At 44.1% G+C, this 13,697-nt stretch carries 11 protein-coding genes, 1 tRNA gene and 1 pseudogene; 4 read left to right on the top strand and 9 right to left on the bottom strand.

From position 1 onward, the window contains the following. Nucleotides 1-560: 560 nt before the first annotated feature. Together H6G03_RS37840 and H6G03_RS06795 are read right to left on the bottom strand one after the other, a co-directional pair. The gene (locus H6G03_RS37840) at nucleotides 561-2,048 is read right to left on the bottom strand and encodes a DUF4335 domain-containing protein (protein ID WP_242060332.1); all 1,488 of its coding nucleotides are present in this window, start codon (nucleotides 2,046-2,048) and stop codon (nucleotides 561-563) included. 63 nt (nucleotides 2,049-2,111) lie between these two features. After that, nucleotides 2,112-2,738: a DUF3038 domain-containing protein gene (locus H6G03_RS06795; RefSeq protein WP_190463360.1), complete on the bottom strand. Its 627-nt coding sequence runs from the start codon at nucleotides 2,736-2,738 to the stop codon at nucleotides 2,112-2,114. A 345-nt stretch (nucleotides 2,739-3,083) separates the two neighbouring features. Between H6G03_RS06795 and H6G03_RS06790 the strand changes: the two genes are divergently transcribed. The 4 genes from H6G03_RS06790 (at nucleotide 3,084) to H6G03_RS06775 (ending at nucleotide 5,946) form a co-directional block, all read left to right on the top strand. Next, nucleotides 3,084-3,602: an adenine phosphoribosyltransferase gene (locus H6G03_RS06790; protein ID WP_190463430.1), complete on the top strand. Its 519-nt coding sequence runs from the start codon at nucleotides 3,084-3,086 to the stop codon at nucleotides 3,600-3,602. Nucleotides 3,603-3,861: 259 nt separating this feature from the next. Then, on the top strand, nucleotides 3,862-4,923 hold the full coding sequence (locus H6G03_RS06785; protein WP_190463358.1) for an ABC transporter permease: 1,062 nt from the start codon (nucleotides 3,862-3,864) through the stop codon (nucleotides 4,921-4,923). A 98-nt stretch (nucleotides 4,924-5,021) separates the two neighbouring features. After that, on the top strand, nucleotides 5,022-5,318 hold the full coding sequence (locus H6G03_RS06780; protein ID WP_190463355.1) for a hypothetical protein: 297 nt from the start codon (nucleotides 5,022-5,024) through the stop codon (nucleotides 5,316-5,318). A gap of 265 nt (nucleotides 5,319-5,583) precedes the next feature. Further along, nucleotides 5,584-5,946, top strand: a complete 363-nt coding sequence (locus H6G03_RS06775; RefSeq protein ID WP_190463353.1) for a low temperature-induced protein — start codon at nucleotides 5,584-5,586, stop codon at nucleotides 5,944-5,946. Between the two features lie 305 nt (nucleotides 5,947-6,251). On the opposite strand, the gene H6G03_RS06770 is transcribed toward H6G03_RS06775, so the two are convergent. From H6G03_RS06770 to H6G03_RS06740, 7 genes and pseudogenes are all read right to left on the bottom strand, one after another. Next, on the bottom strand, nucleotides 6,252-6,860 hold the full coding sequence (locus tag H6G03_RS06770; protein ID WP_190463352.1) for a Uma2 family endonuclease: 609 nt from the start codon (nucleotides 6,858-6,860) through the stop codon (nucleotides 6,252-6,254). 172 nt (nucleotides 6,861-7,032) lie between these two features. Then, complete coding sequence (locus H6G03_RS06765; RefSeq protein ID WP_190463351.1) at nucleotides 7,033-8,727, bottom strand: restriction endonuclease subunit S; 1,695 nt, start codon at nucleotides 8,725-8,727, stop codon at nucleotides 7,033-7,035. Between the two features lie 3 nt (nucleotides 8,728-8,730). After that, nucleotides 8,731-10,167 (bottom strand): HsdM family class I SAM-dependent methyltransferase, encoded by a 1,437-nt coding sequence (locus H6G03_RS06760; RefSeq protein ID WP_190463349.1) that lies wholly within the window; start codon nucleotides 10,165-10,167, stop codon nucleotides 8,731-8,733. Nucleotides 10,168-10,173: 6 nt separating this feature from the next. Next, the gene (locus H6G03_RS06755; protein ID WP_242060331.1) at nucleotides 10,174-10,650 is read right to left on the bottom strand and encodes a DUF29 domain-containing protein; all 477 of its coding nucleotides are present in this window, start codon (nucleotides 10,648-10,650) and stop codon (nucleotides 10,174-10,176) included. A gap of 24 nt (nucleotides 10,651-10,674) precedes the next feature. After that, complete coding sequence (locus tag H6G03_RS06750; RefSeq protein WP_190463347.1) at nucleotides 10,675-11,136, bottom strand: DUF29 domain-containing protein; 462 nt, start codon at nucleotides 11,134-11,136, stop codon at nucleotides 10,675-10,677. A gap of 3 nt (nucleotides 11,137-11,139) precedes the next feature. Next, nucleotides 11,140-13,478: pseudogene (gene hsdR / locus H6G03_RS06745) on the bottom strand (EcoAI/FtnUII family type I restriction enzme subunit R). Nucleotides 13,479-13,586: 108 nt separating this feature from the next. Beyond that, a tRNA-Gly gene (locus H6G03_RS06740) sits at nucleotides 13,587-13,657 on the bottom strand. Nucleotides 13,658-13,697 lie beyond the last annotated feature (40 nt).

The raw sequence follows: 13,697 nt of genomic DNA, 5'->3' as shown, positions 1-13,697 counted from the left end.
TTTCCTAAATTTCGAGTATTTTTTGTTGCTAAGTTACCGAACTCCAGATTTTTTTATCGGGAGTTGTTATGCTTTTGTGCGTACAAAAACATTGTTATTTTTTTTGTCTTGTGCCTCTCTGCCATAGCAGAGTAAATACGGCGGAGAGCAGATTTTACTAATGATATTTTTTACTTATGCGAAAGCTTTGCAACGAAAAAATATTGTCTAACTTCCCAGGAAAAACTCTCTATTTGGGTGCGATCGTCAGTGGTCGCTAGTATAGACATTCATAAGTATAGCTTGGACTGATATGAAATGCGTTCCGTGAAAACCACAGTCAATCGATCGCATTAAACACTTTTTTAGAAAATAGCAAATTGCCAATCTTTAATTTGTAGCTTTTTGTGACAACTAATTGCCGCTAATCTAAAGAATAGACTATATTACCAGGTTAGAAATAATGTGCATTTTTTTTACAAAAAATCCGCTCATCGACCCAATGCGGAATTTGATGACGATCGATAGCGGATAGAAAACAAATTATTAACGGTGATAGTTGCCTGTATTTTTAACAAAATTTAACGATAGCCCCGCCAAGGACTAACTTGCGGAACACCTCTGGGGGTAAACACAACCTTGTAGTAAGCAACAGGTTCTTGGCTACCGGTACCAGACACAGTTGCGGTTGTGGAAGTCTTCAGCTTGGGTAGGGGAGTTTCGTTAACGTAGTCAATAGCGCTTTGGTTTCGGCCTTCATAGTCTGCCACTGTTCCGTCTGGACGCACAGCAACGCGGTAAATTAATTGTCGCGGAAACCTTAATTTTTCTTGCTTGTTTTCCAGAATTTGGCGATGCAGCCTTCGGTTCAAATCCCTAAGCGCGATCGGGTCAGTAATTTCCGAGCTGAGTTCGGAGTTTCCAACAGATTCTGTTGTTGACGTTGCGGTTATTTCTGAAGGCGATGTTGAAGGTGTTTCCGATGCTACTGGTGATGGTGATGCAGTCTCGGATGATACTGGCGATGGCGATGCGGTTTCCAATGCCACTGGCGATGATGATGCAGTCTCCGATGCCACTGGCGACGGGGATGTTTCCGATGCGACTGGCGACGGGGATGTTTCCGATGCCACTGGCGACGGTGATGTTTCCGATGCGATTGGCGACGGGGATGTTTCCGATGCCACTGGCGACGGTGATGCCGTTTCCGATGCGATTGGCGACGGCGTTTCTGACACAACAGGCGAAGGTGATGCCGTTTCCGTAGTTATAGACGAAGCTGTTTCCGAAGTTATAGAAGAAGGTGATGTCGTTTCTGAGGCGATCGACGATGAAGATACCGTTTCCGATCCTACAGCTGAAGGCGATCGCGGCGGAGAGCCAGTTGCCACTTGACCGGAGACACCGGTAGTGGTATCGAGAGAGTTAGCGGCGGGTCGCGGTAGGGGGTCTTTCGGTTTCTGGACTTCCGGAACGGGTACAAAGAAGAGTGCGATCGCTGCTACAGCCAAACTCGACACACCGATCGCAGCTGGTGCGGCTCGCTTGACGATCGGCTGATCGGCGTTAGCATATCGCCGTTCTACCGGCGTTACTTGCAGCGATAGAGTTGGTAAAGTTTGTGAGTCGGCAAAGAACTGATCCACCGCTTCCACCAAATCGAACAACTGCACCGTTGTCAGATCGATTTCGATCGGTGCAGTCGATGCCGTGTTACCAGTCAAGCCGTTGGACATTACATGGACATCGCCGCGACGCTGCACAATCAATCGATGTAAATTGCGATTAATTCGTCGCAACTGCACCAAAGGCTGTACATTGTCGAGATTTGGGAAATGAGGTACACCGCTGAGAAATTCTTGGGCGTAACGACTGACTGCCCCAAGCAAGCTTTCAAAAAATTCTCGTCCGCCGGTTAGAGGTAGTGGAGAACCTGCTATACGACACTCTGCATTTACCAAAATCGACATTATGGGGCGGACGTCTATCTGACCGCTACCCGTAGTATCGCTCAAACCTTCTAGAAGCAAAGTGCAGTTCGGTAGACTGTACTGGCGTTGTATAGTCATTTTCAGTGGTTAGTAGTTAGTTGTTAGTTGTCAGTAGTGGAATTGGTAGCGATCGATAATCTATTAAACTTCTCCATCAAACAGACTGCTCCAAAATCGTTGCATTCCACCGGTACCTGTACAAAATAGCAACTCTCCCAAAAGTGAAATAGCTAGCTCGTTTAATTTTTCATCGGAGCTGTAAGCGAGAACACCGGAACGCCGGGGATTCATCCGGCTGCGGAAGTGCTTGCGAAAGCGCTCCAGATATTCAGAAAGGCGAAAATGATGTTCCATTGAAAGTTGCTTATCGCTGATCTGTTGATAAGCTAGGAGCAGTTGGCGAATTAAGACCGTCATGCGTCGCGCCAGGTAGCAGGCGATCGCCACTAAAGCTTTGGCCTCCAGGACAGTCAAGGAACGGCGCTGGCTGTATCGTCGCAGCGGGTTAGTACTGCGAAGCCGCCAGAGATTGACTCGATTTTTAATAATATCTTGTAGTTCCAGTTCGGCAGCGAGCGTCAGGATGGCTTCGGAGCCACCGATATCCAAGGCTTCTATGGCCAGTAGAATCAGGTCAATTTGCAGCCTTGCACGGCGAGGCATTTCCCGATCCTCAAAGGTAGCTGGAACAGGCAAGCTGTCCAAAATGACGGGATTGGATTGGGCTGGTGGACTATCTAAATACATTACGTTAGCGGAGACTTTCATTCCGATCGATCGGCTAGGTGAACTGGACTGAGGCAAAAGCAATCTGGAAATGATTGCGTTAGTGACTTGTGACTTTTAGTCTCGGTCTTTGTGCCACATCTCTACCCTAGCGGTTGAAGAATCTAGTTTGGTTTTGAATTTAAGCGTTGATATCAAACTGTGCAACTGTAACTCTCTAGTGTACGATTTCTGAGGCATCTCTTTGCAATCGGGACTCAAGGAAACTGTCTTCGATCGGGATCGAGTTATGGGTTAAACTCACCCACCCTATTGCTGCTGAGTTTCCAGGGGGCGATCGGCTTGCAACCGATGCTGACGATTACCGCTATTTTCGATGAAAAGTCTATGGATTTAAAGTCTTTGATTCGCGAAATTCCAGATTTTCCCAAACCGGGAATCCTGTTTCGAGACATCACCACTCTCCTGCGCGACCCAGATGGACTGCGTTACACGATCGACTCTCTTACCCAGAAATGCAAAGACACCTTCCCAGAGGTAGATTATGTTGTCGGGATGGAGTCTCGCGGGTTTATCGTCGGGACGCCTTTAGCTTATCAGCTCAAAGCTGGTTTTATTCCGGTTCGCAAACCTGGGAAATTGCCGGCAGAGGTTCATTCGATCGAATATCAGCTGGAGTACGGTATGGATCGTCTGGAGGTACACAAGGATGCTTTGCAGCCTGGGTCTCGCATCTTAATTGTGGACGATCTGATTGCCACTGGGGGAACGGCAGCCGCTACGGCAAAGTTGGTACAGCAAGCTGGCTGCAATTTGGTTGGTTTTGGATTTATCATCGAGCTACGGGACTTGGGCGGACGCGGATATCTTCCTGATGTACCGATTGTTACCCTGATTGAGTACTAGCATTAAGTAGGGAGAAGGGAGAGGGGTGGGGAAAGGGTGCTGGCAATCCATACCGATCGATCCTGCGGCGTGAACCAAGGAAAAAATATGTTTGTTTTCCATGAATAAATTCAGCCAATAATATCTTTTTTTTGATAGGGAATTCTTTTCTGCCGAGCGAGAGTCCCCTATCACTTTTAGTCAGAAAAATTTTAGATCTGAGGATTTGGCAGCAATCCGAAATCTAAAATTGCAGTAAGCGAAATGGGTTTGTGGTTAGATGACTTCTACAAAAGATTCCTGGGGTAACAGAAAATGGGAGTTAGGTTCGCATTGGCTAACTCAGGTATTCACTAGCGAAACATTTGTATATGTGCTGAAGCGCTTATTACAGGCACTACTAACCCTGCTGTTGGCGTCGGCACTCTCGTTTTTCATTATTCAATTTGCTCCGGGGGATTACCTGGATACGCTCAGGCAAAATCCGAAAATTTCGCCGGAACGGATTGAGCAGCTCAAACAGCAGTTCGGTTTGGATAAATCTTGGGCGGAACAGTACATACTATGGTTGTGGCGGATTATCACCCAAGGTAATTTTGGTACGAGTTTTGTTTACGGGCGATCGGTGGGGTCTTTGTTGTGGGAGCGCATTCCCAATACGCTGCTGCTGGCGATTTCTTCGCTGGTGATGACCTGGGCGATCGCCATCCCGTTAGGGATTGTCGCCGCAGTCAATCAAAATCGTTATGTCGATCGCGTCTTACAGTTAATCAGCTACACCGGACAAGGATTTCCCAGCTTTATCACCGCCTTGCTGCTGCTAATCGTAGCCCAAAACACTTCTCCTTTGTTTCCAGTGGGAGGAATGACGAGCATCAATCACTCGGAACTAACGCTGTTAGGTCAGATATTGGATATTGGCTGGCACATGATTTTACCCACTCTGGCGTTGAGCGTTACTAGCTTTGCCGGTTTGCAGCGAATTATGCGAGGAGAATTGTTAGATGTACTGCGCCAAGACTACATCCAGACAGCTCGCGCCAAAGGTTTACCAGAAAATCGGGTGATTTACGTTCACGCTCTCCGCAATGCGGTCAACCCTTTAATTACGCTACTGGGTTTTGAGTTTGCCGGTTTGTTGAGCGGTGCGTTTATTTCCGAGTACTTCTTCAACTGGCCCGGTTTGGGACGGCTGATTTTGGATGCTGTACGCGCTCAAGACCTCTACCTGGTGATGGCGAGTTTGATGATGGGTGCAGTCATGCTGATCCTGGGCAATTTATTGGCAGATTTGCTACTCAAGGTAGTAGACCCGCGCATTCGTCTGGAAAACTTGAATTAGCTAATTGAGGATTTCAGATTTGAGATTTTAATTAAATTTGAAATCTCAAATCTGAAATTTGCAATTCCCCTTCCCCATTTCCCATTCCCGATGTCATCATGTTTTCGCAAATTTATTACGTTGTTCGTTCTAGATCTGACGGTCGTTATTTAACCGCACATCCAGAAACCGCTTCAAAAGGATCTAATTCTCCCAGCTTTCTACTTTTATTTAACGAAGATTTCGAGGCGTTGAGCTACCTGAATACCCACGGCGCGGATGTAGCCGATCGCTTTGGCGTTGAATCAGTTCCAGGCAGTCAACTGAAAAATCTGCTCAAACGTTGGGGTTTTGCTGGTGTGGGTATTATTCGAGACCCTCTCCTACCCAATATCGAATTTTTCTCCTTAGATTGAGGCAGCAACTCTATACGCCTTTTGGTAGATGAAAGATGCTTTTCAATTGCACAATACATATCTATCCACCAGAGGTAGTCAGCCATCTGATACCTCTTTTGATAGATGAAGAATGCTTTTGAAGCTATCAATACAGATCTATCCAGATACAGAGGCGACAAATTCAAAAATTTGAGCAAATAGAGGAAGGTCGCTGAAAATAAAGGTTTGTTTAACCTCTTAACGACCAATAGCTACCAATTTCGATAAATAGGAGAATCTTTCAATGCGTTCTATTCGTTTTAACTTTTCTGCACTGTTGCGTCCGATTCGTCTTCTGCTCGCTGTTTGCGTTTGTACTGTAATCCTAATGTCTTATGCTATGCCAGCTTACAGCGCCAGCACCAACACCAGTCGCCCTACTGACGGCGAGGCAAATCTGTTAGAAATTGAACGGAAGTCACAAGAAGCGGTTTTGTCAAATCCTTACGGAATGAAAAAGCAAATTAAGGAAACAAATCCCGGCTTGAATGAAGTTCAAGGAACCGCTGACATCGATAAAATGAAACGTCCTGAAAATACCAAGGGCGTTGAGTCGGTGGAAGAAATTATCGGCAAATCCCTGGAAAAAGCAGCGGGAAACAAATAGTTATACCTGGCTTTTTCTTACTTCGGCGACAGTCTGGCGAAATAATTAAGTTCGGATTGTCCCTAGTTTTAAAGAGGGTAGGCATAGATGTCTGCCCCGATTTTTTCATTATAACTAATAAGGCATTATCTAATCGTAGGGTGGGTTAGGCACGGGCGATAATTTTAGCACTTTCGATCGATACAGCGGTTCCCGTGCCGTAACCCACCATCTCACTCAACTGTAACATCAAGAACATTTTTACCCATAAATCCGCAAGAGCCGGTAATTATTTGGCGCAGCCTATAGGTTTTCTCGCCTTAATTTTACCCACCATCAAAAATTTGCACGGCGGTCAAATTCAAATCTGGAAACACTGACGATTCAATCATTTTATCTCCCCGAAACAGCTTGATTTGATACTCGCCATCTACTAACTGATAAACTGATAAAGTCGGCTGTTTCGGGGAACCAATATAACGGCTACCACCTAAACCTAAATAATCTACAATCCAATATTCAGGAATACCTAACGCTTCATAGTCTATCATCTTGTATCCGTAATCATCCCGCCAATTTGTGCTGACAACTTCAACAACTAACTTGACAGAATCTCCTCTAGTAATAACAGATTCTTTTTCCCATCGAGATTCATTAGTTTCTACAGCTTGTTTATCCAATACGATCGCGTCTGGATCGTAGCCAGTGTTATCGCTAAATTTAATTGTACATTCCTTGGGGATAAAGTAAGGAAGTTGTAATCGCCTAATTTCAAAACCAAATTCGATCGCCTGAAAACCTGCGATCGCTGAATGTTTACCAGTTGGATTAGGCATTTCAACAATAACTCCCTTATGTAGCTCATAGCGTCCGTTTTCTGGTTTCCATTCCAGAAACTCATCAAAAGTCATTAATTTGGGTAGCGCTTGAGTCATGGTAAAATTTTTAATACTCTAATATCATTTTAATATGACTTCGTAGGGTGCGTTAGATTTTCAGCTAATTGTCTAACTAATAGTTTAATTGTCTGACGCACCCTACAGATACTTGGGCGACAGTCGGGTGCGATCGCCATTCCAAAACCTACACTACGCACCGCACCTCCCATCACACCGCCAACACTTCCCGTGCTGCTACTTCCATCAGTTTCTCACTATGCGATCGCACTTCCTTCAGCTTGCCTTCTAGTTCATCGCAGAGAGACATCAGGCGATCGACTTTGGCAACAATACGTTTTTGCTCGGTAAAAGGTGGAAGGGGACACATTAATGATCTTATTTGCTTCAAGTAAATATGAGGTTGAGCAGTACTTCCATCAGCACTTGCTATATATGCCTGCATCTCAGGCCCATTAAGGATTAATTGTAAGTACTCTGGAAGTATAAATTTAGCAACAGGTCGAAGGATAGCTAAATTTCTATCAGCACTGAAAATGATATTTTCCGAGATAATAGCAGTTCTTCCTAAAGTCCCTACACAAGTTAAAATTACATCTCCAAGTTCAGGGAAATATCTCTTTTTAACGCGCTCAAAATCTTCTTCAGAAATAAAAGTGCAACCATTCAACTCAATCCTGTTGTTGATAATATTCCTAGCAGTCAGATGAGGAATACCACTTAAAACTCGTTTAGGAGGATTATGATCGCCATCTAGAATTAGGTAACAAACCTGCAAAGTAGTAGTCCAAATCCACCCATCTGGTAATTTATACTGACCATTAATATTAGGCTCATTAGCTATTTGGTTTTTAATTCTAGGATTTGTTTCTTTATTGATACGGTCTTCACGTATAAGTTTAAGTAATTGATCGGCAGGTTCATCATTTGGATCTTGACGCACGAGTTTACCCTGCACTGCCAATTGCAGAATCGCCTGACGCAATTTAGGAACGGTTTCGGGGATGCTGTAGAGTAGGTCGAAGTTGTTGCAGATGCGTTGCCAGTGTTGGCGGAAGTCATCGGGATTTTGGGAAGAGAGGAGTTGAGCAACTGCGCTTTCGTTCATCCTGACAATGCTTTCTTGCCGTTGCTGCTGGCGTTTCTCGATTTCGTCACAGAGGATTAGGAGGCGATCGACTTTGGCGACAATACGTTTTTGTTCTGGTAGCGGAGGTACTGGAATCAAAATTAACTTTAGTCTAGCTGATTTTATTCCTTGAGCAGTCATTCCTGTTGCATTCTTATTCAGAGAATTTTGCAACAAGGGACTCATAAGTACTGTGAGTAAGTATCTAGCAAATAAATCAGAAAATGGCTGTAAATCAATAATCCTCTGTGCTAAAGCTATTTTTTCTTCAATTATTAATTGTGCAACATTACCAAGAGGAGCTTCGGTTGTTAAAAGTATATCTCCATATTTCGGAAAGCCTCGTGTCATCCAATCTTGATAAGTTGCTTCTGATATATATTCTTCTGGCTCGTTTTTAATAAATCCCATCCGAACATTTTTAGCAGTAACTAACTTAATTCCACTCTCTGTTTTAGGAGGAGTTTTGCCTCTATAATCAATAAATCGCGCAAGATTACCAAGCCTTTCCCATTGCCATCCGCCAGGTTTAAATGGTATTTCACTTTTTTGAATAGGAGGTAAACTGGTATCTCGGACAATGGTTCTGTTTAAAATAAGTTCTTCTTTCTCAGCTTTCATTCTCTCTAATAAAATAGAAACAGGTTCATCATTAGGATATTGAGGCACAAGCTTACCCCTAACTGCCAGTTGCAGAATAATTTCCCGCAACTTAACAACAGCATTTGGCGCATCAGTTAATAATTCAAAATCTCCTAAAAACGTCTTAATGCTCATCCCTTATTCCTCACCCTCAAGCGATGCCATTAACTCAAACTTCAACTTGCTACGCACTTCTTCCAACTCTGCCATGAGTGCTTGATGTTCGTTCAGCATCTCATCCAAATCGGCGTTTTCTACATCAACTCGGTGAGGGTTCTTAATATCTAAGTTGTAGTTATTTGCCTTGATATCCTCTACGGAAACCTTCCAAGCAAACTCACTTTCCTCTCGGTTATCCCACCATTTTTGCTCAGGTTCAAACTCCTCAAATCGAATCGGCTTAGTTTTCGAGTAAGACTTGTAACCTGGTGGGTATGGGTGTTCGTAATACCAAATCGTTTCGGTTGGCTCTCCTTTGGTAAAAAACAGTAGATTGGTTTTGATGCCCGTATAAGGATTAAACACGCCATTCGGTAAACGAACAATTGTATGCAGATTGCACTCTTGCAGCAACTTTTCCTTAATGCGCGTCTTCACACCTTCACCAAACAGTGTGCCATCAGGCAGAACGATCGCCCCTCTCCCCTTATCTTTTAACAAGTGCATAATCAACAATAGGAACAAATCGGCTGTTTCCCTAGTGCGATAAGCCGCAGGAAAATTGCTCTCAATCCCGTCTTCTTCCATCCCTCCAAAGGGCGGATTAGTCACAATAACATCAACTCGTTCATTGGGGCTATAATCCCTTAACGGTCGTGCCAAAGTATTATCATGTTCCACTGATGGCAGATCGATCCCATGCAAGATTAGATTTGTCATACACAGGTTATAAGGTAACGGCTTTTTCTCAGTCCCCCGAATGGTACGCTGAACTATTTCCGGCACATCAGCACTATTGAAATGATGGCGAATATGGTCAATAGCTGCTGTTAAAAAGCCACCCGTACCACAAGCCGGATCTAACACCACTTCACCAAGCTGAGGATTTACCCGGTCTACAATAAACTTCGTTACCGCACGAGGCGTATAATATTCCCCCGCATTCCCTGCGCTTTGTAAATCCTTGAGAATCTTTTCGTAAATCTCGCTGAACTGTTGCTTTTGTACCGACTTATTAAAATCAACCTCATTCAGCTTATTAATAACTTGACGAATGAGAGTGCCATTTTTCATGTAGTTGTAGGCATCCTCAAACACCTTACCAATCATTCGCCCACGCGGGTTAGTAGATGTCCTTAAATCCTTCAGCGTTTTAAACAGGGCATTATCCACAAAATCCAGCAAAGTATCCCCAGTAATGCCCTCAGCATCTGCTGCCCAATTCTGCCACCGCAACGCCTCTGGAATAGGGGATTTATAATCGTCCTCCAGCAGTTCGTATTCCTCCTCGCGGGAGTCAAACACCTTGAGGAAAATCATCCACACCAATTGACTGATACGCTGCGCGTCACCATCCACGCCCGCATCTTTCCGCATAATGTCTTGAATTGTTTTAATCGTCGTGCCGATGGACATTTGTAACTATTCCGGTAAAAAATCTTCGTCAAGAGTTTGTTCGGGAGTAAAAGGCGACTCGCTAGGAAAGATATTGAGAGGTAATTCAGTTTCGTCTGCGGCTTCCTTTCTGGCAGTTTGATAGCACTTATCAAATACTTCTGCAAAATAATTACGCAAACTTGGGCTATCTTCAAACGCTTCTATCAAGCGTTGTCGGTGTTCTCTGATGGTATATCTCCAACTTCCCGATCGCTTTTCTGGTTGATATTTATACTTCAAAAGGTGCATCAGAAGAACTCGGAGATTACTGAGTAATGCCCGCTTTTGACTCCCACTCATATCTTCAACTTCTTCAATCAGGTGTTCTAGGTCAATTTCTGCCAACTTTCCCTCGCGCAAAAGTTTGGCTGTTTCTTCTGCCCACAAACAAAAATCCCGATCGTAAAGACTTAGTGTACTACTTGCTATTGTTTGCGCTGATTCCATTTCTTTTATTCTCATATCAATCTGGTTGTAAAATGCTAATTACTGTTCCGGTAAAAAATCTCCATCAAGAGTTTGTTCGGGAGTAAAAGGCGACTCGCTAGGAAAAACATTGAGAGGCAATTCAGTTTCGTCTGCGGCTTCCTTTCTGGCATTTTGATAGCACCGATCGAAAACTTCTGCCAAATAATTACGCAAACTTGGGCTATCTTGAAACGCTTCGTTCAAGCGTCGTCGGTGTTCTCTGATCGTATATTTCCAACTTCCCGATCGCTTTTCTGGTTGATACTGATACTTGAGAAGGTGCATCAAAAGCACAATTAAATTACTACGAACAGCCTGTTTTTGGCTTTTGCCCATATCCTCAATTTCTTCAATTAAGTTCGCTACATCTATCTCGGCTAACTTGCCTTCCCGCAGTAGCCTAAGAGTTTCTTCAATCCACAAGTAAAAATCGCGATCGTAAAGGTTTAAGGTTTGAGTTTCTGATTGAGATACCGTCATAATCTACGATGCCTCGTACAAATGTTCTTTTAATTCTGCCAGAGCTTGCAGGTATTTGGGCTTGCCACCAAAAAGACTTAGAATTTCTAAAGGCGTACCGATGTCGCTCAAAGGCTTCACCTTCAGCACGTCCATCTTCTCAACATCCTCTATCCCCTCATCAGCATACTTGTCTAAAAGCGCATCCAGTACCACCCGTACCTGTTCCCCATACTTACTGAAGTAATCCCGCTTTCGTACATTGTTCGCCCGTTCCCGTCGAGTTAGAGGCGGTCGATCGAACACTACATGACAAATCAGATCGAACGGGTCAAACTCTTTCCCCACTTCATTTTCCAACGCTTCCAGCAGTACGCCCTGTTCCTGCAATTCCTGAATAATCGCCTGTTTCTGTTCTGCGGCGTTCCACTTCTTGAGAAACGCATCTAAAGAAGCATACTGTTTACTAACCGTTAGCCTGGTGTAGTCCTTAATCGATTCGGTAATCAGTTTGCCTTCTTTGCTGTAATATTGCTCTCGAATCAGCGAGATGGACACATCCGCATCTGCTACCACATATCGTTCCGGCTTTGCTTTGCGAACAATCTCCCCATCGATTATTTGTACCTCATTTTCCCCTGGTTCTGGTGGCACAATGGGGTCAATAGGTTTAGGTTCGTAAATCTGTACGGGGTCATCATCAAAATCAGGGTCAGCAAATAGTACTGTCGCCTTCTTGAAATCCATAATCGCGAAGAACAGCTTGCCGTAATCCTCATCAATCCGCGTTCCTCGCCCGATAATCTGCTTAAACTTCGTCATCGACTGGATACGCCGATCTAAAACAATCAACTTACAAGTTTTGGCATCAACGCCAGTTGTCAGCAATTCAGAGGTAGTAACAATCGTCGGATATTTACTTTCCGGGTCAATGAAATTATCCAGTTGTGCCTTCCCCTCTGTATCATCCCCCGTAATCCGCATAATGTAGCGACCGTTCTCTGCCACCAAATCGGCATTCTCATTCACCAATGCCACCCGCATCCGTTCCGCGTGGTCAATGTTCTCGCAGAATACGATCGTTTTAGCAAAGCGGTCATTAATCGACCTCAGATAATCTGAGATAGTTCTAGCCACCAATTCTGTCCGAGGTTCTAAAACCAAACTTCGATCGAAGTCTCTCTGATTAAACACTTGGTCGGGGATTTCCTTTCCATACTTATCCCGTTGACCTGGCTTTGGTTTCCATCCCTCTAAATCTTTATCTAGATCGATCCGAATTACCTTATAAGGAGCGAGAAAACCGTCCTCAATCCCCTGCTTTAGCGAATAAGTGTATATTGGTTCTCCAAAATAATCAATATTGGAAACCTCTTCAGTTTCTTTCGGAGTTGCTGTTAAACCAATTTGAGTTGCATTCTTAAAATAATCAAGGATCTCTCGCCATGCCGAATCTTCTGCGGCGCTTCCCCTATGGCATTCATCAACCACAATCAGATCGAAGAACTCAGGTGAAAACTGCTTGTAGATATTCTTATCTTCTTCATTCCCCGATACAGCCTGATATAAAGCCAAGTAAATCTCATAGGACTTATCCACCTGTCGCTTCTGGATTTTAGTCATCGCAGAACCAAACGGCTTAAAGTCATTAATTCTAGTTTGGTCAATTAAAATATTACGGTCAGCGAGAAACAGAATCCGCTTTTTAGTACCCGACTTCCACAACCTCCAGATAATCTGAAAAGCGGTAAAAGTCTTGCCAGTACCCGTCGCCATTACTAACAGAATCCGGTCTTGCCCTTTAGCGATCGCTTCAATCGTGCGGTTAATGGCAACCTGTTGGTAATAGCGTAACTGCTTATTATCTGAACTGGGATAATAATCTTGAGTAATAATCGGTTCAACTTCTGGTATAATACCCTTCCAATTACAATACTTTTGCCAAAGTTCCTGCGGTGTAGGGAATTGGTCAAGGGGAATTTCTCGCTCTCGCTGTCCTGTGGTGACAGTGCGATCGCAAAACATGAACGCATCACCATTAGAACTAAAAACAAACGGTACATCGATCAGTTCGCCAGTTGTGAGATCGCCTGCTGCATCCCATCGCTAACGCCGTGATTATTGTCCTTCGCTTCAATCACCGCCAAAGGCAAACCCGGCTTATAATACAGCACGTAATCTGCCCGTTTTAGCTCGCCCCGACTCGTCAGCTTTCCTCTCACAATTACCCGACCTTTGGTAAGCGTTACCTCTTCCCGAATCTGAGCCATGATATCCCAACCCTGATTGGTCAGAGCGGGTGTAATGTACTTCGTACAGATGTCTCGTTCGCTCAATAGTTTCTTGTCAATTGCTTCTGGCATAAGAGGTATCAGTTCATACCCAACCAATACCCAAAATCATACCCAATATTTAGCTGCGCTAAAGTCGATCGAGTGATGAAATACTTGACATGACTAGGTTTTTCTCAAAGCGGGTGGCGGGAATCGAACCCGCATTATTAGCTTGGAAGGCTAAAGTTTTACCACTAAACTACACCCGCAAGGTTTTGGGACGATGCGATCGACTAACTTTCAACATCA

This window comes from Aerosakkonema funiforme FACHB-1375 (assembly GCF_014696265.1).
GTDB classification, from domain to species: Bacteria; Cyanobacteriota; Cyanobacteriia; order Cyanobacteriales; family Aerosakkonemataceae; genus Aerosakkonema; species Aerosakkonema funiforme_A.
The sequence above is the reverse complement of the archived record's forward strand: the minus strand, read 5'-3'. Positions and strand labels throughout refer to the sequence as shown.

What these genes read in the sequence shown, in the direction of transcription:
- H6G03_RS37840 (WP_242060332.1), bottom strand. Translation starts at nt 2,048, where the DNA reads ATGACTATACAACGCCAGTACAGTCTACCGAACTGCACTTTGCTTCTA.
- H6G03_RS06795 (WP_190463360.1), bottom strand. Translation starts at nt 2,738, where the DNA reads ATGAAAGTCTCCGCTAACGTAATGTATTTAGATAGTCCACCAGCCCAA.
- H6G03_RS06790 (WP_190463430.1), top strand. Translation starts at nt 3,084, where the DNA reads ATGGATTTAAAGTCTTTGATTCGCGAAATTCCAGATTTTCCCAAACCG.
- H6G03_RS06785 (WP_190463358.1), top strand. Translation starts at nt 3,862, where the DNA reads ATGACTTCTACAAAAGATTCCTGGGGTAACAGAAAATGGGAGTTAGGT.
- H6G03_RS06780 (WP_190463355.1), top strand. Translation starts at nt 5,022, where the DNA reads ATGTTTTCGCAAATTTATTACGTTGTTCGTTCTAGATCTGACGGTCGT.
- H6G03_RS06775 (WP_190463353.1), top strand. Translation starts at nt 5,584, where the DNA reads ATGCGTTCTATTCGTTTTAACTTTTCTGCACTGTTGCGTCCGATTCGT.
- H6G03_RS06770 (WP_190463352.1), bottom strand. Translation starts at nt 6,860, where the DNA reads ATGACTCAAGCGCTACCCAAATTAATGACTTTTGATGAGTTTCTGGAA.
- H6G03_RS06765 (WP_190463351.1), bottom strand. Translation starts at nt 8,727, where the DNA reads ATGAGCATTAAGACGTTTTTAGGAGATTTTGAATTATTAACTGATGCG.
- H6G03_RS06760 (WP_190463349.1), bottom strand. Translation starts at nt 10,167, where the DNA reads ATGTCCATCGGCACGACGATTAAAACAATTCAAGACATTATGCGGAAA.
- H6G03_RS06755 (WP_242060331.1), bottom strand. Translation starts at nt 10,650, where the DNA reads ATGAGAATAAAAGAAATGGAATCAGCGCAAACAATAGCAAGTAGTACA.
- H6G03_RS06750 (WP_190463347.1), bottom strand. Translation starts at nt 11,136, where the DNA reads ATGACGGTATCTCAATCAGAAACTCAAACCTTAAACCTTTACGATCGC.